This window comes from Cohaesibacter sp. ES.047 (genome assembly GCF_900215505.1).
Taxonomy (GTDB): Bacteria; Pseudomonadota; Alphaproteobacteria; order Rhizobiales; family Cohaesibacteraceae; genus Cohaesibacter.
In genome coordinates this window covers 3,633,675-3,654,149 of the sequence record NZ_LT907844.1, presented here as the reverse complement: position 1 = coordinate 3,654,149, position 20,475 = coordinate 3,633,675, and the positions used below count along the sequence as shown (strand labels likewise).

Sequence of the window (20,475 nt, the reverse complement as noted above, 5' to 3'; positions counted from 1 at the left end):
AAATTTCCATATAAGAGATTTCCTCTCGTATATGAGATATGGCATTTTTGACCTCTGGTAAAGACCAAAAACCAATTCATTGTATTTGAAACCAGAGCCCTCTTGAGGCACAGTCTGCGCACGCCGGTTTGAAAAGGACAGTATGATCAATGACAGACAAGACCCAGTTTCCCGCCCGTCCGTCCCTGACCGATATTCTCAAGGCCGCTGAGCAGATCAAGGGATCGGTTCTGCGCACGCCCACCCTGCCCGCACCCAAGCTGTCGCAGATCCTAGACACCAATATTTACGTCAAATACGACAATATGCAGGTAACCAACGCCTTCAAGGAACGCGGCGCACTGAACAAGCTTTTATCCCTGAGCGAAGACCAAAAAGCCTGTGGCGTGATCGCCATGTCGGCCGGCAATCATGCCCAGGCCGTGGCGCTGCATGCAACGCGCCTTGGCATTCCTTCAACCATCGTGATGCCCGAATTCACGCCCTTCGTAAAAGTCGCTGCGACCAAGGCAAACGGGGCCAATGTGATTCTCGAAGGCGAGACCGTCGCCGAGGCGGGCGAAGCGGCCATGAAACTGGCTGAGGAAAAGGCCCTCACCTTCGTGCATCCCTATGACGATTTTCATGTGATCGCAGGACAGGGCACCGTGGCGCTGGAAATGATCACCGATGTTCCGGATCTTGATGTTCTCGTCATTCCGATCGGTGGTGGCGGCCTGATATCCGGGGTCTCGATTGCTGCCAAGGGACTCAAGCCGGAGATAGAGATCATTGGCGTGGAAACAGAACTCTATCCGACCATGTATAATGAACTCAAGGGCGTTGACCTCGCCTGCGGCGGCCAGTCGCTGGCCGAAGGAATCGCGGTGAAAAAGGCCGGGCAGCTGCCTGCCCTCATCGCGGCAGATCTTGTCTCTGACATCATCCTCGTCTCGGAGCGACAGATCGAGCAGGCAATCAACGCCTATGCGACGCATCTCAAGACCATGGCAGAAGGGGCTGGCGCTGCGGGGCTAGCCGCAATCATTGCCGAGCCACATCGTTTCAAGGGCAAGAAAGTGGGCCTTGTCCTGTGCGGAGGCAACATAGATCCGCGCCTCCTGTCCTCGATCATCGTGCGCCAGTTGGGCCGCAAACAACAGATCGTCGGTTTGAGGATCACCATCCCGGATCGTCCCGGAATCTTAGGCGAAATCTCCACCGTGATCGGCGATCTGGGCGGCAATGTTCTGGAAGTTGATCACCACAGGACTTTCCTCAACGTGCCGGTTCGGGGGGCGTCCATCGACATCACAATTGAGACCCGAGGTGCTGATCATGCCCGCGAAATCATCGAGGGCATTGAAGCCAAAGGACATCATGTCGAGCATCTCAATCCACCCGAATGACGGCTCCCCTATTTAGAGTAACACATGAGGAATTTTCCGTATCCTATTGCGAACGAATCATAATCGTGAATCGCTGAAAGGCGGCTTTCTGATTTGTGGGGATGCCATCCCATCGGCTTCACCATCAAACAGGCGGGCCTCTCTTGAAATGGGATGGCGGCATCACAATCTGTTGAAAGACGGCGCAGCCACGAGGTGAGAGCGACAGGTTTGTGCCATCTGCATTGCTCTTGTGACCAGAGAGGATCGACCATCCGATGACCCCAGCCGAAACGGCTCACGACCATACCAGTGACAGACAGCAGGCTTTTGACCCGTCAAAGCATCCTGCCTTGTTCGATGGAATTTTGTCCCGCAGGGCTCTGGCGTTCCTTTTTGATGCCGTCATGATCATGATTCTGATGGTCATCCTGTCTTTTGTGATCGCGGTGCTCGGCGTCGTAACTCTCGGGCTTGGCTTTTTGCTTTATGCCATTCTCTTCCCGGTAGCAGCCCTTGGCTATGCGGCCTTGACGCTCGGCAGCTATAAGGCAGCCACACCGGGAATGCGTATGATGGGCCTTGAAATGCGTCTGTGGTATGGTGCCAAGCCCTATGCATTGCTCGCAGTCATGCACAGTCTGCTGTTCTGGGTTGCCGGGTCTATATTGACCCCGTTCATCATTCTTGTCGGCCTTTTCACCCGCCGCAAACAATTGTTGCACGATATCGTGCTGGGCACTGTGGTTGTTGACAGGGATGCGCTGCGCGAACTAGAACACCAAAGGACGTATCAGGCCTCCTGATACGACACGGCAAAGGGCCCGACATTGTGCGGGCTTTTTTTGTGCCCTGAGCGACCAAAAGGGCCGTTGATATTTCGATTTTACACTTTTGTATGCGCCGAATTGTCCTTACGTTTTCATTGAAAACCTGCTTATAGTCAGAATCACGATCAGGCCGAACCAGACGGGATTGCGACTTCCATGTCCACAAGGATGCATTTTGACAGGGCAGTCTACGCATCCGTAGACTTGCAATAAATGCCTGATATAATTGATACAAGAACTTTCCCTTCGGCTCACGGGACCGGGCCGTTTTGAAAGGGTTCTGGTTTTTCCTTTTGGGGAACACTGACAGACCGCCCCCAGTCCCGACTAGCAAGGATCGTCCATTTGATGCAGCTGACCGTCGAGATGCAAATGTGGCTCACATTTGCGGTAATCGGACTGACAATTGTTTCATACGCTTTGGAATATTTCGCCATCGAAGTAACGGCACTCGGCTCTCTTTTGCTGCTGATGCTGATCTTCGTCGGCTTGCCTTCAGGCAATGATGCTGCCGAGCTTCTCGCCGTTGACGATCTGCTCTCGGGATTTGCCAATCCAGCTTTGCTTTCGGTTCTTTCCCTTCTGGTGATCGGGCAGGCCCTGTTTCAGACCGATGCCCTTGATGGACCGTCGCAATTTATAACCCGTCTGGCAAAGAGGCAGCGCTATCTCGCATTCATAGGCGTCTATATCACGGTCGCAGTCATCAGCGCCTTCATCAACAACACGCCGGTTGTGGTGATGTTCCTGCCGATCATGACGGTCGTTGCCTCCAACCTGCGCCTTTCCACCTCCAAGGTCCTCATGCCGCTATCGTTCGTCTCGATTCTGGGCGGCATGACAACATTGATCGGCTCCTCGACCAACTTGCTCGTTGCGGAAGCTGCGCGTCAGGAAGGGGTGGTTGATCTCTCATTCTTCGACTTCACTGCCATCGGATCGATGGTGGCCGGGATCGGTGCGATCTATGCCTTGTTCATCATGCCGCGCATTCTCATACGCCGCGAAAGCATGCGCGATGAGCTCGGCCAGACCACAGGCAAACAGTTCATTGCGCAAATTCCAATTTCCCATGGCGATGCCCTTGTGGGTCAGAAGTCCGTGGCTGGAATGTTTCCCATGCTCAAGGACATGACAGTTCGTCTGGTACAGCGGGGAGAGACCCCTCACCTGCCACCCTTTGATGGCATTGTTCTCAGACCCGGCGACACTGTGGTGGTCGCAGCGACCCGTCAGGCCCTGACGGCAGCCTTGAAAGGCGGTCACACCGTTGCACCGGATGGCAAGGATGAGGAAGTGGCCAACTTCTCACCCAAATCCGACTTCACGCTGGCCGAAGTTATTGTGCCGCCCGCCTCGCGCATGACCGGCCTGACCCTTGAGTTGTCCGGCATGCGCGCCAAGACCAAATGTCTTGCTCTTGGCGTCCAGCGCCGCTCGCGGATGCCCAGAATGGCCATGAGCGACATACGGCTCGAAGCCGGCGATGTTCTGCTGGTCGGCGGCGCACGGGACGACGTTGAAGCGCTACGCATGAACAAGGACCTGCTTTTGATCGAGCTGTCCAAGACCGAGATACCGCAAAGACGTTACGCGTTTCGTGCATTGCTGATCTTTCTTCTGACTGCCCTCACGGCCTCAACGGGCATTTTGCCGATTGCCACGGCGGCCCTTGGCGGGGCTTTCCTGATGATCGTCAGCAAGTGCATCAACATGAGGCAAGCCCTTCGCGCACTCGATAGCCGGATCTATATGCTGGTTGGATCATCTCTGGCCGCAGCCGTCGCGATGCAGAAAACGGGGGGCGCGACCTTCATCGCAAGTGCTTTTGTCGATCTGATGCAAGGGCGTTCCGTGCCGGTGATCCTCTCCGGCCTCTTCCTGCTCGTTGCAGTCCTGACGAACATCCTGTCCAACAATGCAACGGCGGTGCTGTTCACCCCAATCGCCCTGTCGATTGCGCAACAGTCGGGAATGCCCGCTGAGCCGTTCATCATTGCCGTGATCATCGCGGCCAACTGCTCCTTTGCCACCCCGATCGGATACCAGACAAACCTGCTCGTCATGGGGCCGGGCCACTATCGATTCTTCGACTTTCTCTATGCTGGCATTCCGCTGATGATCATCGTATGGCTCAGTTTCTCCTTCATCGCACCATGGTACTATGGCATCGGCTAGCGGTCATGAGAGATCAGCCCTCAAACGACTCTTTTCAATTCCTGTGAAACGTGTTTTCATAAGACTGCAATAATTGAGTCCGGGATATATGACGAGCCACCTTCTAGAGCATCCTCAATTCTATCTGACCGCCCCGCAGACATGTCCCTATCTTGAAGGGGAAATGGAGAGAAAGGTCTTTACCTATCTGGTGGGCGAGGAAGCTGCTCGGCTGAACAACATCCTGTCCCTTGGTGGCTTTCGCCGCAGTCAGACCATTGCCTATCGCCCGGCCTGCGAGCGCTGCCGGGCCTGCCTATCAGTCAGGGTGTTGGCGCCGCTCTTTTCTCCCACACGCAACCAGACCCGTGTCCTCAAGCGCAACAGGGATCTGATCGCCCGAGTTGGCCCGCCCGTGGCAACCAGTGAACAATATGAGTTGTTTTCGCGCTATTTGAATTCGCGCCATGAAGACGGTGGAATGGTTGGGATGTCGCACGGCGATTATGCCGAAATGATCGAGGAAACCCATATTGATACCATGGTGATCGAATATCGCCTGCGTGATCCGGACAGTGGCATAACGGGACGCTCGACGGGGGACCTCGTGGGGGTCGCGCTCACCGACCGCATCGAAGGTGGCACCTCTATGGTCTACAGCTTCTTCCGTCCGGACATGGAAAAAAGAAGCCTTGGCACCTTCATCATTCTTGACCATATACGCCGCGCCCAGCAGGAAGGCCTCGACCACGTCTATCTGGGCTATTGGGTCAAGAATTCTGACAAGATGGCCTACAAGTCGCGTTTTAAGCCGCTGGAATTTCTCGGCAATCAGGGCTGGGAACTTCTTGAATAGGCACTTTTGTGACAAATTCGGCGCTGCGAGGTGGACCACGGTTGACTGGTCACACCATTGCCACAAAGCTGCACGATCCAGACGCCTTTCAAACGACCCGCAACGTGAGGCTCCAATAGCAACATGATATCAAGAGTGCGTGCGTTCCTCGACCTTGCCATTTTGGTCGGAGCCATTGTGGCTGCGTTGCTGGCGGTCTCCGGTCTCTTGGGCGGTGTCTTCGCCATCTTTGATCTGGTCAATCACTTCCAGCTGCTGATTTTTATTGCCACCATCGCCGGACTTGCCGCCAGTCTGATCTGGCCTTTTCAAAAGTCGGCCTTTCGTCGCCCTGTCCAGCTTTTGCTCCTTGTTCCCCTCATCTGCTCAACACTGCTCCTTGGCCCGGACGCCGTCCGCCGCGTCCTTTCTGCAGAAGCTGACCCATCGATGCTCATTGAGCAAAATCGCGCCCCTCTCAAACTCATGAGTTTTAACATCTATCTGGGCACATGGGATGGAAACGGACTTGCGCGATCAATCCTTGCGCACAATCCTGAAGTGGTGAATTTGCAGGAGTTTCCGCCCAAGCGGTTCCGCAGGCAGCAGGCTCTGAATAAGGCCTATCCGCATCAGGCAAAGTGTGACGATTGGAAAACCTGCACGCTCGGCATCCTGTCGAAATATCCGCTCACAGACATCAAGCATTTTGATCTCAATGATGGACCTGGACGCAATCCCATTCACGGCAAGATGCTCGCGGCAACCATCAATGCGCCGGGGCGAGCGCCGCTAAGACTCTACAATGTTCATTTTGGCTGGCCGCTGCCGCTGTCAGCAAAGCAGACACAGTTCAAGCGTGCGGCTGAGATCATCGCAGTTGACGCCGCCAACAACCCCAACCAGATTGTCGCCGGTGACTTCAATGCCACCGGATGGTCCTTTGCGGTTGACGGATTTGCCGATCAGCTCGGCTTTTCGCGCCGGAGCCAGTTTTTGCCAACTTTCCCGGCCCCCTTCTCCAAGATCAAGGGGCTGTCACCCCCGGCGTTCCTGAGCCTTGATCACGTCCTCACGGGCCCAACCCTATCGTCAGGTCCCGTTGTCAGGGCATCGGCGCTCTTGGGTGACCATTGGCCGATCCTCACAACGCTCTATATCCCGAAACGCTGAGACGGCTTAGTTTTCGAACTTGTTGCTGCGCGGGAAGCCGTTGGGCGGCATGCGTCCGGCCTGAGCCCGCTCGCCGAGCCATTCTGTCATCTCATCCAGTGATCTCGTAAAGGTGCGGCCCGAGCTATCATGCCAGCTTAGTCCGTCCTCTGCCTTGAACACCTTGGCATCGGATATGCCGCCGTCCTTGTAGCGCTGAAGCATCACGCCCCTGCCGCGGTTCATCTCCGGCAGTTGTTCTGCTTCGAACACAAGAAGCTTGCGGTTCTGGCCGATCACCGCAATCCGGTCCCCATTGGCCTCAACACAGATCTTGGCCTCATTGGGAGCCGACACATTGAGCACCTGCTTGCCCTTGCGGGTGTTGGCGATGAGATTGTCTTCGTTGACGATGAAACCGCGCCCATCCGTTGAGGCCAGCAAAAGCTTGCGTCCGGGTTTGTGCACGAACATGTCGACCACATCGATGCCGGGCTCCATCTCGATCATCACGCGGATCGGCTCGCCATGGCCGCGCCCACCGGGCAGCTTGTCGGCCTGGAGCGTATAGAAGCGCCCGCATGTGGCCATGAGCAAAAGCTTGTCGGTCGTCTCTGCGTGGAAGGCAAATTTGAGCTTGTCCCCGTCCTTGAAGTTGAGGGTCGAGAAGTCGGTTATATGTCCCCGTAATGCACGGATCCAGCCTTTTTCCGACAGCACGAGCGTCACGGGCTCGCGCTCGACGAGTGCCATATTGATGTCTTCGATGTCACGTTCGGAAGCTTCGCCGAACCCGGTGCGACGAGCGCCAAGGTCCGTTTCCGGGCCAAAGGTCTTGTAGATCTCACGAATCTGCTTGGAAATTTTCTTCCATTGCAGGTCTTCCGATCCCAGCAGTTCGATGATCTGGTCCCGCTCCTTGCTGAGATTATCATGCTCAGTGCGGATTTCCATTTCTTCGAGTTTGCGCAAGGACCGCAAACGCATGTTGAGGATCGCGTCGGCCTGTACCTCGGTGAGATTAAAGGCCTTCATCAATTCGTTTCTTGGCTCGTCCTCGAAGCGGATGATACGGATCACCTCATCAAGATTGAGATAGGCAATCAGATAGCCATCGAGGACTTCAAGGCGATGCTCGATCTTGGCAAGGCGATGCCGCGACCGACGCTGCAAGACATCACGGCGATGATCAAGCCAGTGCTGAAGAACCGAGCGTATCCCCAGAACCTTAGGCACGCCAGCATCCGTCAGCACGTTCATATTGAGCGGTATGCGGCTCTCAAGGTCAGTGAGTTTGAACAGGGCTTCCATCAGAAGATCCGCATCGACCGTGCGGTTCTTTGGCTCCAGCACCACGCGAATGTCTTCAGCGGATTCGTCCCTCACGTCCACCAGAAGCGGTAACTTGCGGTTCTGGATCAGATCGGCGATCCGCTCGATAAGGCGCGATTTCTGAACCTGATAGGGAATTTCGGTGACGACAATCTGATAGGCGCCACGAGCCATCTCTTCCTTGTGCCATTTGGCGCGAACCCGGAACCCGCCTTTGCCTGTCCGATAGGCATCGAGAATTTGCTCTCTGCCTTCCACCAGAATGCCGCCGGTCGGGAAATCCGGTCCGGGGACCAGTTCGAGCAGCTTTTCATCGGAACAGTTGGGATATTTGATCAGATGCAGCGAGGCTTCGCACAGCTCGGACACATTGTGCGGCGGAATCGATGTGGCCATGCCGACAGCAATCCCACTTGAACCATTGGCCAACAGATTGGGGAAACTGGACGGAAGGACGATGGGCTCGCTGTCTTCGCCATCATAGGTCTCACGAAAATCAACAGCGTCCTCATCGATGCCTTCCATCATAAGGCGGCCGACTTCGGTCATGCGGGCTTCGGTGTAACGCATCGCGGCGGCGCTATCACCATCGATGTTACCAAAGTTGCCCTGACCATCAACCATGGGGTAGCGCGAGGCGAAATTCTGCGCAAGGCGCACCATGGCATCATAAACGGCGGTATCACCGTGCGGATGGTATTTACCGATCACATCACCGACAACACGTGCGGATTTCTTGAAGCCGCCGTTTGGGTCCATCTTGAGCTGCCGCATGGCAAACAGGATGCGTCGATGTACCGGCTTCATGCCGTCGCGAACATCCGGCAGGGCACGCTGCGTGATGGTGGACAGGGCATAGGCGAGATAGCGCTCTTCCAGCGCTTCGCGCAGGTTGATGCTCTCGAGTGTCCCAGACTTTACGATATCGTTTCCCAATTTCGGTCTCCTGTGGGCCTCTGATTAGCGAAATTGGCCGATTCGTGCAATTGCAAGACTTCGTTTCACCCCGAGTTACCCCAAAGGATCGACGCAGTCTCAAACAATCGCTTTGCTTGCGGTGGTTCCACTTCTTGCCGCGGCGTTGGGGCCACGGAAAAACGCCTGATGCTTGAAAGCCCGAGCGTTTCCATTTCCGAGTCACCATGACATCAAGCGTTGCCTTAGCGAACGACTATTCCCAAATTCGCCAGCTTCGACAGTGTGCCCGACGGAACAGATACCAGACGCCAGTTCAACTCATTTGCAGGCCAGACGCGCACATAATGCTTCTTTATTGTTCCAAGCATGTCGTTGCGCGTTGCATAGATCGTGGATGTAGCGGTGCATTTCGGTGGTTTTCTTGAGCTGTAGAAACTGATTTTCTCCGCCACGCCAACATTCTTTTTGTGCTTGCTGTGATCAAGCATATCTTGCGTCACAACATCGAAATAGTAGAAATTATGTACCTTGAGCAGGCCATTGCCCTCTTTGACTGCATCGCGCTTTGCAGTGCGCTGCTCGTTTTGGCGCGTCGCCTTCATCAGATTGTCCGTGATCGCCGACTTGAGGTCAACATAGCGCCAGCATTCCAGCTGCAAAGGCATGCCGGAATAGACAAGCTCTCCCTTGGTCCCTTGGTCAGCGGCCTTGGCTTTCGCCTTTTGAGGTTTGGCAGATTGGGTCTTGGCGGACTTGGATTTGGCGACCTTGGGTTTGTTCTTGTTTGGGTTTGCTTTTGACCTCTGAAAGCTGAGTTTCATCTCAAGCGCTCTGATGCGGAAATTGTTTGAGTGGTCACGACGCTTTGCCCAGTCAACGAGATTTTGGGCGGTCTTAAAATTCTGCTTGAGATATTCACCGGACGCAAATTCCTCAGCCAGATCGATAGCCGCATTGATTTCGCCTGCATCTGCTGAGTCGAAGAGATACTCCTTGCCCTGTTTGATGTTGGCATCAAATCCGCCGGTGCCCCTGATCATATTCCGTCCCACGGTTCGTGCCGCGCCTGCATCTCCCGCATCAGCCGCCATCAACAGCAGCTCTTTTGCCTTTGACTTTGAGCCGGTGTAGGTGCTTTCACATTTCTTGTTCATGTAAAGCCAGCGAAGCCAGAGCATCGCGCTGGGCGATTTCCTCTCATAGGCCCCTTCCCGGATTTCTTTCAGACCACTGAGCTTGCCAGAGCAGGTCGCTTTGGCGATGTCTGCATAATTGGAGTTCGCTGACGCCTCGGAGACAGAAAAACCAGTAGCGGTCACAACAAACAGTGATAAGAATAATTTTCGTGATTTCATATATTTGAACAAAGCATACACCCCGAATTTGGACGCCCACCATCCTAAGTATTTTGGCGTAACAGGCAAGATGCGATATGTGCGTTCTGAGAGGGTTTCGGCCACCCCATCAGATGTGGTCACTCTGAGAGGTCAAGATCCCGGCGGATGGCATCAATGAAGCTGGCCCGGATCGAAGGCGATGTCGCCCCGTTCGGCTGATAGAGATGCTTGTCAAGGAAATAGGCACTGAGGCGGAAACCGTCCGACAGTTCGGCAAAGGTCAGCCGGTTGCCCAAAGCTTGCCCTTTGAGAAATGCCGGGAGCGGCAGCATCCGGTCCTGATAGGGCCGCCCTGCCTCAGCGGAAACCGCCCTGCCCGACTTTGGCGAAACATAGATGAGATCCCCGGTTTGTCCCGTGGCAGCGCAGCGATCCAGCGACAAGCCAAACCCGAGTTCGGTGAGCAGCGCAAGTTCGTAGCGCACCAAGAGCTCGCCGGCGATATCGCCTTCTTTGAGTTCATCAACGATCACGCTAAGAGCATTAAAGAGATAGGGGTGCGGGTCTCGTTCAGGCAGCAGGCGCGTGAGTTCCGCAAGGAATTGCATGCCGTATGTCCCGAGCGGTTTGGCCATCAGGGCCGCTGCTCGTGAGGTGTCAAGTTCTGCCGTGAATTGGCCGATATGATTCTCAAGGCGTGCGCGCCACGTAACACGAAGACCATTGCCAGGCTGAAGAACCGGCTGAAGTCGCTTCGAGCGCCCTCCCCGCACCAGCCCCATATGACGGCCGTGACTGCGCGTCATCACCTCCAGCAAAACCGAGGTTTCGCCGTGACGCTTGGTGCCCAGAATGATTGCGTCGTCTGTCCATTCCATGGCTCAGAGATTGAACTGATTTAAGGGGAAAGAAAAGCCGCGAAACAGGTCACGCACATATGGCGTGCGGCAGAGGCTCTGGGTGAGGCATATTTATGGTCAGCCTCACCCTTTATTGCCTGATTGTGGGCCAGATTAAAGCGGGAAATCCAGTCCCATTTCGCGGTAGCGTTCCGGATCATCGACCCAGCGCTCACGAACCTTGACGAAGAGGAACAGATGGACCTTGGTCTCCAGAAGCTCGCACAACTCTTCGCGCGCGGCCGTAGAAATGGCCTTGATCGACTTGCCGCCCTTGCCCAGCACAATCATCTTCTGATTGTCGCGCTCGACATAGATCACCTGTTCGATCTTGACCGAGCCATCTTTTTTTTGCTCCCACGTCTCTGTTTCAACGGTCGAGGCGTAGGGCAGCTCCTGATGCAGGCGCATGAAGACCTTTTCGCGGGTGATTTCAGAGGCCAACTGACGCATGGGCAGATCTGAAATCATGTCTTCGGGATAGAGCCACGGTCCAATGGGCATCTTGTCGGCGAAATAGTCGAGCAGATCATCGGTGTGATCGCCATTGAGAGCGGACACCATGAAAGTTGCTTCAAACTCGACCTGTTCATTCAACCTTGAGGCCAACGCCAGAAGGCTGTCGCGCTTCACCAGGTCGATCTTGTTGAGGATCAGGACCTTTGGCAGTTTGATGTCTGCGAGGCGCTCGAGAATATTCTCGATCTGCTCGTTTATGCCCTTGCGGGCATCAACAATCAGGCCGATGCAGTCAGCATCCTTGGCCCCACCCCAGGCGGTGTTCACCATGGCGGTTTCCAAGCGACGCTTGGGTGCGAAGATGCCGGGCGTGTCGACGAAGATCATCTGCCGATCATCCTTGAGCGCAATGCCGCGGATGAGGGATCGGGTGGTTTGCACCTTGTGCGTCACAATCGACACCTTGGAGCCAACGAGCTTGTTAACCAGCGTTGACTTACCCGCGTTGGGTGCGCCGATGAGGGCGACATAGCCGCAACGGGTCTTCATATCGGGTGTCTGTGTGTCTTGAGAGGATGTATCTGTCATATGTGTCCTAAGCGGTAGGTAATCGGAACGGGATCAGGCTTGATCGTCGTTCCACTGTCCTTCTCTGATGAGCATCGAGCGGGCCGCTTCCTGTTCTGCGATCCGCTTTGACGAGCCCTTGCCCACGGCCGGTTCAAGGGATGGTACCTTGACCTTGAGGGTGAATTCTGGCGCATGATCTGGGCCGGTTCGTTCCATGAGGCTGTAAACGGGTGGCGGCAACTTGTTGCCCTGAACCCATTCCTGCAAGGTGGTTTTGGGATCGCGCAACGGTCCGGACCAATCCAGCATCCGCTTTTCCCAATATCGGGTCACAATCTTGCTGGCTTCATCGAGGCCACCATCTATATAGACCGCACCTATGATGGCTTCGCAGACATCGCCCAGGATGGCTTCTTTTTTGCGACCACCGGCCTGTGCCTCGCCTTCGCCGAGACGGATAAAGGGCCCGACGCCGATTTCCCGAGCAACATCAGCGCATGTTTCATTGCGCACCAGCCCGTTGAAACGACGTGCAAGTTCTCCTTCATCAGCCTTGGGGAAGGCCTTGAGCAACATATCGGCAACCACAACAGCCAGCACACGGTCTCCGAGGAATTCGTGCCGCTGATAGGTCTGCTCAACCTGCATTTTTGGTGATGCAACCGTGCTTGTATGGCAAAGCGCTCTTTCAAGCTGGCCCACATCCTTGAACTTGTAGCCAAGATGATCTTGCAGCTTGCCTACGTCTAGCCGTTTCATCCTTACCCTTTCTTCGTATTCTCTTCTACTGGCAGCCCACAGCCAGCGATCGTATGAGTGCAATGGAGTCGTTTCCGTCTATATCACAATTCAGGCGGAAAACCGACAATGCCGCGAGAGGGATCCATCCTCACGCGGCATATCTCGACCAGTGGTCGCACTTGTCTATCAGCTTTTGATGCGTCGTCAATCAAAACCGGACGACTGACAGGCTCTGGCGATGAAACCCGCTTGTGCTGTTCTCAAAGACCGGTGAACCAACGATCCCAACGAGCAGCACTCGGCCACGTCCAGATCTGCCATGGAGCCTTGCCCTCTCCGATGGAGAAGAAGATCACCTGAGCCTTACCGATCAGATTCTCGAACGGCACATAGCCGACGCCGCTGAGAACGCGACTGTCAGAGGAATTGTCCCGGTTGTCGCCCATCATGAAATAGTGCCCTTCGGGCACTTCGTAGACAGGGGTGTCATCAAGATAGTTGTTCTCGCGAAGATCGAGCGTGTCATAGCTGACGCCATTTGGAAGGGTTTCCTCATAGCGCGTCACGCGAACCTTGTTGCCCTGTTCGTCCTCGTCGATGAAATCTTCGATTTTGGTGCGCTCGACACCCTTGCCATTGATATAAAGCTGACCGCCGATCATCTGAATCTTGTCACCGGGAAGTCCGATCACGCGTTTGATATAATCGGTGGCATTGTCACGCGGCAGCTTGAAGACCACAACGTCGCCGCGCTCCGGCTGGCTGCCGAACAGGCGACCAGAGAACAGCGGAGGACCGAAGGGGATTGAGTAGCGCGAGTAACCGTAGCTGTATTTCGAGACAAAGAGATAATCCCCGACCAGCAAAGTCGACTTCATCGAGCCCGAAGGGATCGAAAAGGGCTGGAACAGAAGGGTCCGTACCACCAGAGCCAACACCAGGGCCTGGGCAATCACCTTGATGGTATCACCAAGACCGCCCTCGGTTTCTTTCATGCTATCGTCCGACACGCTCATTCTCTTTTCCACTCGGGGCCCGATCCTGTCGGGGCCGCCTGATATCCGGGGCAGGCACGAACGATCCTTTTAAATAGGCCATAAGCAACGAGAGGCAAGGTCTCGAAGCGGTCAAGATGGCGGGCTCGTTCCTGTCCTATTACTCAGAGTGCATAGGCCATCGAAGGGCTTCATGCAACAAAATTTAGGCCCATTGAGTTGCACCCAAGTTGGGCAAACCTGTGTTTAGAAGAAAAGAATGACAAGAAAGATGTCTATTGCGGCGCAGGCCAACTATCCGGGCGTGCTGAAATGATCACATAGGCCTGGGCGATTGGATACTCGTCGGTGATTGTCAGGTCTATCTGCGGCGTGAAACCATCCGGGATCATTGCATTGAGCCGGTCAAGCGCGCCGCCGGTCAGAACCATTGTCGGTTTACCCGATACCAGATTGGAAACACCCATGTCGCGCCAGAACACGCCATGGGATAGCCCTGTGCCAAGCGCCTTGGAACAGGCTTCCTTGGCAGCAAACCGCTTGGCATAGGAGGCGGCGCGCTGGGCTCTTTTCTCGGACTTGGCTTGCTCGCGTGGCGTAAAAATGCGGTTGATGAAGCGGTCCCCGAACCGTTCGAGGGACTTTTCGATACGGCGAATATCGATCAGGTCGTTGCCGGTGCCAATGATCATGTCTGTCTCAGCCACCAAGTGTTTGTTTTGAATGGGTAATCTAGACCGCGTGGTTGTGATCTGTTCCACCCGCTTCGTGCTCAGCAATCGCGGTGCGCCAGCGGCCAGCCTCGAAGGCCTTACGCGCCAGAAAGGCTTTGCGGCGCTTCTGATAGGCTACGGCCGCTTGTCGGGTAATGAAATAGAACAGGACAGCAAAAACCAGTCCCACCGGTATAGCGCCAATCGCCATAACCTTGATCGTCGGCCAGATTGCGGAAAATGACTCGTGCACCAGATCGTGCTTGAGACTGTGCATCTGGCCTTCGACAATGCGCCTGCCCGTCAGGAAACAGCCTGTCGAATAGGTTGCGCCCCAGATGAAGGGAAAGGTGATCGGGTTGCCGACTGCCGTTCCGATTGCCGCCGCGAGCAAATTTCCGCCAATGAAAAAAGCGATGGCCCAACTGATGAGGAAATGAAATCCCAGAAAAGGTGTGAAGGATGTAAAGACACCCGCCGCCACACCTGCTGCGATCATGTACGGTGAGCCGGACAAGCGCAGGATTCGTTTGATGAAGTACTTGCCTGATCGGAGCCAGTTGCGGCGCGGCCACAAAAAGATTCGAATGCGCTCAAGGAGCTTAGGTTTATTTCTGCGTCGAAAAAGCACGAGCCCTTACGCTTCCCTCACTCTGTCCAGTGGATTTGTCACCAGATCATTACTCCTGAATTTGCGTGTCTTGGGTATACAGCCCCCACCTGTCAGCGACCAGTGGTGAAATCAAACTATACCGAATAAACACAAACAATTTGCTCACAAGATGTCATCTACACGAATTTTATTGCCGTTAGGCAAACCCCAAAAGCGCTCCGCCAAACCCGCCCGAGATTAATTGACCCTTTCGACCTTGGAGATTGATTTCTTGCTCCTCACCTGCTCGATGATCCGGTTGAGGTGATTGAGGTTCCAGACCGAAACATCGATGATCATTTCAAAGAAGTCACTAACCCTCTGATCCATCTTGATATTTTCGATATTACCGTCATTATCAGCGATGACGGTTGCGATTTCTGCAAGACCACCCGGCTCGTTCAAAACACTCACCTTGAGCCGTGCCGGGAAACGCTCGGAGTTTTCTTCGTCAATCTCCCATCGCACATCCAGCCAGAGATCGGGACTGTCGTCGAAATGGCTCAGGGATGGGGAATGAATCGGATAAATGGTTACCCCCTTGCCCGGCGTCAAGATTCCGACGATACGATCTCCGGGGACAGCACCCCCTTCGGGTGCGAACGAAACCGGCAGATTGCCCGAAAGCCCTCGGATGGGGATCGAGACATTATCGGCGTCGTTTTTCTTTTTGGTACTGGTGCCGGGAATGCGGAATTTCATGGCCGAAGCCTGCTTCAGGCCAAACCAGCCCTCACCGCGTTCTCCCTCGCTCTGCGCTGCGCGCTGATCCTGATAGTCCGGGAAGACGGCCTCAAGCACCATGCGAGAGGGCAACTCGCCGCGTCCGACAGCGGCCAATGCATCCTCGACAGTCTGATAACCCAGACGGGTAAGACCGACCTTGAGCTGGTCTTCTGAATAGGCGCGATCTGCACGCTTGAAGGCATTGCTCAAAATCTGCTCGCCAAGGCCCGCATATTGCGCACGCACCGCAACACGAGTGGCCTTGCGGATCGCGGCTCTTGCCTTGCCGGTCACAACAATGCTCTCCCACGCAGCTGGTGGTGTCTGGGCCTTCGAGCAGATGATGTCAACCTCGTCGCCGTTATTCAACTGGGTAACCAGAGGCATGATGGCGCCATTGATCTTGCAACCGATGCAGGTGTTGCCGATACCGGTGTGAACCGCATAGGCAAAATCGATGGGAATGGCCCCACGCGGCAGCGCTATGACGCGACCTTTGGGCGTAAAACAGAAAACCTGATCCTGAAACAGCTCAAGTTTGGTGTGCTCCATAAACTCTTCAGCCGAGTTGCCAGACGCGAACAATTCCACCGTCTGGCGCAACCATGCATAAGCCTTGCTGTCCTTGGCCAACTTGCCAAGAGACCGCCCGCCCTTGGTCTTGCCGGTGACGTCCTTGTAAAGTGCGTGGGCGGCGACACCATATTCTGCGAATTGGTGCATCTGGTGGGTGCGGATCTGAAGCTCGACACGCTGCCGTCCTGGTCCGATCACCGTTGTATGGATCGATTGATAATCGTTTGGTTTTGGCGTCGAGATGTAGTCCTTGAAGCGCCCGGGAACAGAGGGCCAAATCGTATGAACGATGCCAAGTGCCTGATAGCAGCTCTCGATATCATTAACGAGGACGCGAAAGGCGTAGATGTCGGACAACTGCTCGAAACCGATGGATTGGCGCTGCATCTTGCGAAAAACAGAGTAAGCCTGCTTCTCGCGCCCGCGCACCCTCGCGTTGAGCCCCTTTTCTTCAAAGACTTTGGTCAGCTCGCCCTCAATTTCTTGAATGAGCGACTTGTTGGTAACGCGGACTTCTTCCAGCTTTTGGGAAATCGCTTCATAGGCTTCGGGGTTGATATATCGAAAGGACAGCCCTTCGAGCTCTTCCCGGATATCCTGCATCCCCATGCGTTCTGCCAGAGGGGCATAGATATCGATGGTTTCCTGAGCGATGCGAGAGCGCTTGTGCTCTGGCACGAAATGCAGCGTGCGCATGTTATGCAGACGGTCGGCGAGCTTGACAATCAAAACGCGGACGTCATCGGAAATCGCCAGCAGGAGCTTGCGCAGGTTTTCCGCCTGCTTGGTTCTCTTCGAGACGAGATCAAGCTGGGCAATTTTGGTCAACCCCTCAACGAGCTTGCCAATTTCCGCGCCGAACAGATTGTCGATTTCGCTGCGGGTTGCGTCGGTATCCTCAATCGTGTCATGCAGCAAACCGACCGCGATTGTGCCGTCATCGAGCCGCAGATCGGTCAGGATACCGGCCACTTCCAGAGGATGTACGAAATAGGGATCACCAGAGGCGCGTTTCTGCGCTCCATGCTTTTGCATGGAATAGACATAAGCCTTGTTCAAAAGGGCTTCATCGGCATTTGGATTGTAGCTAGAAACTCTTTCAACGAGCTCATACTGACGCATCATGGCAAGTGAGGTACCTTACAAACCCTGACCCTTTCGATGGATCAGACGTTCTGACTTTATTGTTACACGATTTTGTGGAAGAACAACGTCCCCTAAAGATATGTGATCCGAAGGCAGAAAGGCAAGCACCTTCCGTTCTTCTTTTTGGACAGGTCCTTCCCTCTCTCATGGCAAATGATAGAGGTGAAATACTTGCCAAATACCTGCCATCAATGAGATTCTATAAAAATACCACACCTGAATGTGAGGGCCACCCGGACCACTGGACAGGTCCGAGTTGATGACTGTTGCGCCGCATTACACACCCGTCCGGCACAGGTGCGATCGCGTGCACGCATCGGTTTGGCACCGATGTTACCGAAAGGATCGAAGGAATTGACCCAACGACAGTCATAAAAAAAGCGGGCCGCTCTGGCCCGCCTGAATTTTGTCTTGTCTTGATCGACGACTTCAGTCGTCGCGCAGATCAATCATCGCTGCGATCTGGCGGAACGAGGCTTTCGAGACCGCGCAGCAGCTCTTCTTCTGACATCTGATCGAAGACCATCTCGTTCTTGGGCTCGCTTACGACATCTTCATATTCGGTGGTCGCAGCTTCATCAGCCGTGATCATCTGAACATCATCGGTTTCCGGCTCGTCCACTTCCACATATTTCTGCAGGGAATGAATGAGGTCTTCCTTGAGGTCGCCCGGAGAAACGGTCTCATCTGCGATTTCTCGCAGGGCAACGACGGGGTTCTTGTCGTTGTCGCGATCAACGGTAATGGATGAGCCGCTTGAAATCATGCGAGCGCGGTGGCCCGAAAGCAGCACCAGTTCGAAGCGGTTTTCAACCTTATCAACGCAGTCCTCAACGGTCACGCGTGCCATATAGCATCTCCTGAATGGGGGGATTCACCCCTTGCAATAAAGCTTATACCCTTGCTTGACAAGGCCAGAAACGTGTTTTTCAATTGGAATAACCGAATTTTTTGGGGAGTTTTAACGTTGGCTCGTCAAATTTTCGCTCAATTGCTCTGGCAAATTTCAACTAATTTGCTTTAGAGCATAGTTATTCTCATGTTTTCAATATAGAATAGGAATCGATTTGATTTCATGTGATTGCAGTTTCTGTTTCCATTGATCAGACGCATTAAAGAGCGTTTCATTCTTTTCAGGCAATTTTCGCCGCGCCATGCGACAAAGTCAACTCCCCTCACGTGAAGCCGGATCCAACGAGAACCATTATATAAGAAGGAAGCCCCCGTGTTCGATCCTCGAGAAAAGGTTGCGCTGTTCATAGACGGCGCCAACCTCTACGCCACCACAAAGACGCTTGGGTTCGATATCGACTACAAGCGCCTGCTCAAAGAGTTTCGCGGTAAAGGGTATCTGCTGAGAACCTATTACTACACTGCCTTGGCGGAAGATCAGGAATATTCCTCAATCCGGCCTCTCATTGATTGGCTCGACTACAACGGCTATCATGTCGTAACCAAGCCGACGAAGGAATTCACCGACTCAGCCGGCCGCCGCAAGATCAAAGGCAATATGGACATCGAGCTGGCCATCGACGCGATGGAACTGGTCGAGCATGTGGACCATTTTGTCATCTTTTCCGGCGATGGCGACTTCCGCAAGCTTGTTGAAGCCTTGCAGCGTCGTGGCCGCAAGGTGAGCGTGGTCTCCACCATGTCGACCCAGCCGCCGATGATCGCCGACGAGTTGCGTCGACAGGCAGACCATTTCATTGATCTCGCCCATATCGCGGATCGGATTGGTCGCGACGCCTCTGATCGTCCGCAGCGCGCGCCGGTGCATGATGACTACGAAGATCAGGATTTGGAAGACTGATTTCCTGATCCCCTTCCCGTCAGCAGGCTCTCGCCGACGCAGATGTCAATCAATCGGCCCCTCAACTGTCAGGTTTGATGCGCTTTGGCGCATCAATATCCCTTTTGGAGCTATGTCCAGAGCTCCAGATTTGGGGCCTGTGAGGCGTCAGATTCCAGTCTTTTCGAGCATCGAAATCCAGTTTCGATAGGCAATCTTCTCGATCAGATCATCGCCAAAGTCACGCGCGCGCATCTGGGCAATCAAAGCCTGATTTCCAGACACATCATTGATCTGGTTCGGAACCATCGCGCCATCAAAATCAGAGCCAAGCGCCACCCCGTCTTCTCCAAGATAGTCAAGAAGATAGGCGATGTGATCGACCATCCGATCCAGCGAAACATCCCGGTTGAACTTGTCCCCATCGGAGCGCAGGAAACCGACCGCATAGTTCAGGCCGACCAAACCTTTGCTCTCTGCGATCGCGGTAAGCTGGTCGTTGGTTAGATTGCGCGGTGACTCGCAGAGCGCGTGGACGTTCGAGTGGGTGGCAACCAGAGGCTTTGTTGAAACGCTGTTTACATCCCAGAAGCCCTGCTCATTGAGATGGGACAGGTCGATCAGGATACCGAGCTTGTTGCATTCTCGAACCAGCTCTTTTCCTGCGTCGGTCAGGCCCGGACCATGATCGGGCGACCCGGGGAAATTGAATGGCACACCATGACCGAAAATATTGCTGCGGCTCCAGACAGGCCCCAGTGACCGCAAACCAGCGGCGTAAAGAACCTCGAGCGCGTCAAAGTCAGCATCAATCGCCTCAGCGCCCTCAATATGGAGCATGAGCGCAACGGCTCCGTCTTCCATTGCCATCTTGATTTCGAGGCTGGACCGACAGATCTGTACCCGAGCTTTGGACTGCCGCGCCAAGCGAAAGGCGCCAGCCATCATCGACAGGGTCTGGTTCAGTGCATACCCCTGATCAAGTTCCTGCTGCATTTGCGAGAACTCAAGCGGTTTGCCGGGTTCTTGAGGCGGCGGCACGAAGATGGCGAAGAGACCGCCGGCCAAAGCGCCGGCCTGCGCTTTTGGAAAGTCGATATGAAGGCTCTTGTCGCCCTTCAAGAAAGAGATCGTCTTATTGGAGCGTCTGGCCATGTCCAGGCGAAGCAGTGTGTCATTATGGCCATCAAATATTGGAACTGCGTTATCTGTCATACCGCCTTGGGGCATCCTCGTCAGCTTCAAAGCACCCCGCGAATGGAGCGCCCTTTTGGTTGT

The 20,475-nt window shown here is 54.6% G+C and carries 17 protein-coding genes; 6 read left to right on the top strand and 11 right to left on the bottom strand.

All coding sequences use genetic code 11. The features are described from left to right. Positions 1–149: 149 nt before the first annotated feature. The 5 genes from CPH65_RS16695 (at position 150) to CPH65_RS16675 (ending at position 6,362) form a co-directional block, all read left to right on the top strand. Positions 150–1,388: a threonine ammonia-lyase gene (locus tag CPH65_RS16695; protein ID WP_096174915.1), complete on the top strand. Its 1,239-nt coding sequence runs from the start codon at positions 150–152 to the stop codon at positions 1,386–1,388. Between the two features lie 257 nt (positions 1,389–1,645). Then, the gene (locus CPH65_RS16690; protein ID WP_096174914.1) at positions 1,646–2,173 is read left to right on the top strand and encodes an RDD family protein; all 528 of its coding nucleotides are present in this window, start codon (positions 1,646–1,648) and stop codon (positions 2,171–2,173) included. Between the two features lie 372 nt (positions 2,174–2,545). Then, entirely contained in the window at positions 2,546–4,375 is a 1,830-nt protein-coding gene (locus CPH65_RS16685; protein ID WP_096174913.1) for an SLC13 family permease, read from the top strand. An 88-nt stretch (positions 4,376–4,463) separates the two neighbouring features. Continuing rightward, positions 4,464–5,210 carry an arginyltransferase gene (locus tag CPH65_RS16680; RefSeq protein ID WP_096174912.1) on the top strand — a complete coding sequence of 249 codons (747 nt, stop codon included), beginning with the start codon at positions 4,464–4,466 and terminating at the stop codon, positions 5,208–5,210. A gap of 123 nt (positions 5,211–5,333) precedes the next feature. Then, positions 5,334–6,362, top strand: a complete 1,029-nt coding sequence (locus CPH65_RS16675; protein ID WP_096174911.1) for an endonuclease/exonuclease/phosphatase family protein — start codon at positions 5,334–5,336, stop codon at positions 6,360–6,362. A 6-nt stretch (positions 6,363–6,368) separates the two neighbouring features. Here the strand turns inward: CPH65_RS16675 and parC are convergent, their stop codons facing one another. From parC to rpoZ, 10 genes are all read right to left on the bottom strand, one after another. After that, positions 6,369–8,609: a DNA topoisomerase IV subunit A gene (gene parC, locus CPH65_RS16670; protein WP_197703870.1), complete on the bottom strand. Its 2,241-nt coding sequence runs from the start codon at positions 8,607–8,609 to the stop codon at positions 6,369–6,371. Between the two features lie 224 nt (positions 8,610–8,833). After that, the gene (locus tag CPH65_RS16665) at positions 8,834–9,910 is read right to left on the bottom strand and encodes a hypothetical protein (RefSeq protein WP_096174910.1); all 1,077 of its coding nucleotides are present in this window, start codon (positions 9,908–9,910) and stop codon (positions 8,834–8,836) included. Positions 9,911–10,065: 155 nt separating this feature from the next. Then, the gene (recO, locus tag CPH65_RS16660; protein ID WP_096174909.1) at positions 10,066–10,806 is read right to left on the bottom strand and encodes a DNA repair protein RecO; all 741 of its coding nucleotides are present in this window, start codon (positions 10,804–10,806) and stop codon (positions 10,066–10,068) included. A gap of 135 nt (positions 10,807–10,941) precedes the next feature. Continuing rightward, a complete protein-coding gene (era, locus tag CPH65_RS16655; RefSeq protein ID WP_096174908.1) occupies positions 10,942–11,874 on the bottom strand; it encodes a GTPase Era in 933 nt (310 codons plus the stop codon). A 33-nt stretch (positions 11,875–11,907) separates the two neighbouring features. Beyond that, positions 11,908–12,615 (bottom strand): ribonuclease III, encoded by a 708-nt coding sequence (rnc, locus tag CPH65_RS16650; protein WP_096174907.1) that lies wholly within the window; start codon positions 12,613–12,615, stop codon positions 11,908–11,910. A gap of 242 nt (positions 12,616–12,857) precedes the next feature. After that, a complete protein-coding gene (gene lepB / locus CPH65_RS16645; RefSeq protein WP_096174906.1) occupies positions 12,858–13,613 on the bottom strand; it encodes a signal peptidase I in 756 nt (251 codons plus the stop codon). 254 nt (positions 13,614–13,867) lie between these two features. Beyond that, positions 13,868–14,284 (bottom strand): holo-ACP synthase, encoded by a 417-nt coding sequence (acpS, locus tag CPH65_RS16640; protein WP_096176468.1) that lies wholly within the window; start codon positions 14,282–14,284, stop codon positions 13,868–13,870. A 40-nt stretch (positions 14,285–14,324) separates the two neighbouring features. After that, a complete protein-coding gene (locus CPH65_RS16635; RefSeq protein ID WP_096174905.1) occupies positions 14,325–14,936 on the bottom strand; it encodes a DUF2062 domain-containing protein in 612 nt (203 codons plus the stop codon). A gap of 219 nt (positions 14,937–15,155) precedes the next feature. Then, positions 15,156–17,384, bottom strand: coding sequence for a bifunctional (p)ppGpp synthetase/guanosine-3',5'-bis(diphosphate) 3'-pyrophosphohydrolase (locus CPH65_RS16630; protein ID WP_096174904.1), 2,229 nt, complete (start codon positions 17,382–17,384; stop codon positions 15,156–15,158). A gap of 466 nt (positions 17,385–17,850) precedes the next feature. Then, a complete protein-coding gene (gene rpoZ, locus CPH65_RS16625; protein WP_096174903.1) occupies positions 17,851–18,255 on the bottom strand; it encodes a DNA-directed RNA polymerase subunit omega in 405 nt (134 codons plus the stop codon). 375 nt (positions 18,256–18,630) lie between these two features. On the opposite strand from rpoZ, the gene CPH65_RS16620 reads away from it, so the two are divergent. Beyond that, positions 18,631–19,218: an NYN domain-containing protein gene (locus CPH65_RS16620; protein WP_096174902.1), complete on the top strand. Its 588-nt coding sequence runs from the start codon at positions 18,631–18,633 to the stop codon at positions 19,216–19,218. A gap of 147 nt (positions 19,219–19,365) precedes the next feature. On the opposite strand, the gene CPH65_RS16615 is transcribed toward CPH65_RS16620, so the two are convergent. Beyond that, the gene (locus CPH65_RS16615) at positions 19,366–20,412 is read right to left on the bottom strand and encodes a dipeptidase (protein WP_096176467.1); all 1,047 of its coding nucleotides are present in this window, start codon (positions 20,410–20,412) and stop codon (positions 19,366–19,368) included. Between the last annotated feature and the right edge of the window lie 63 nt (positions 20,413–20,475).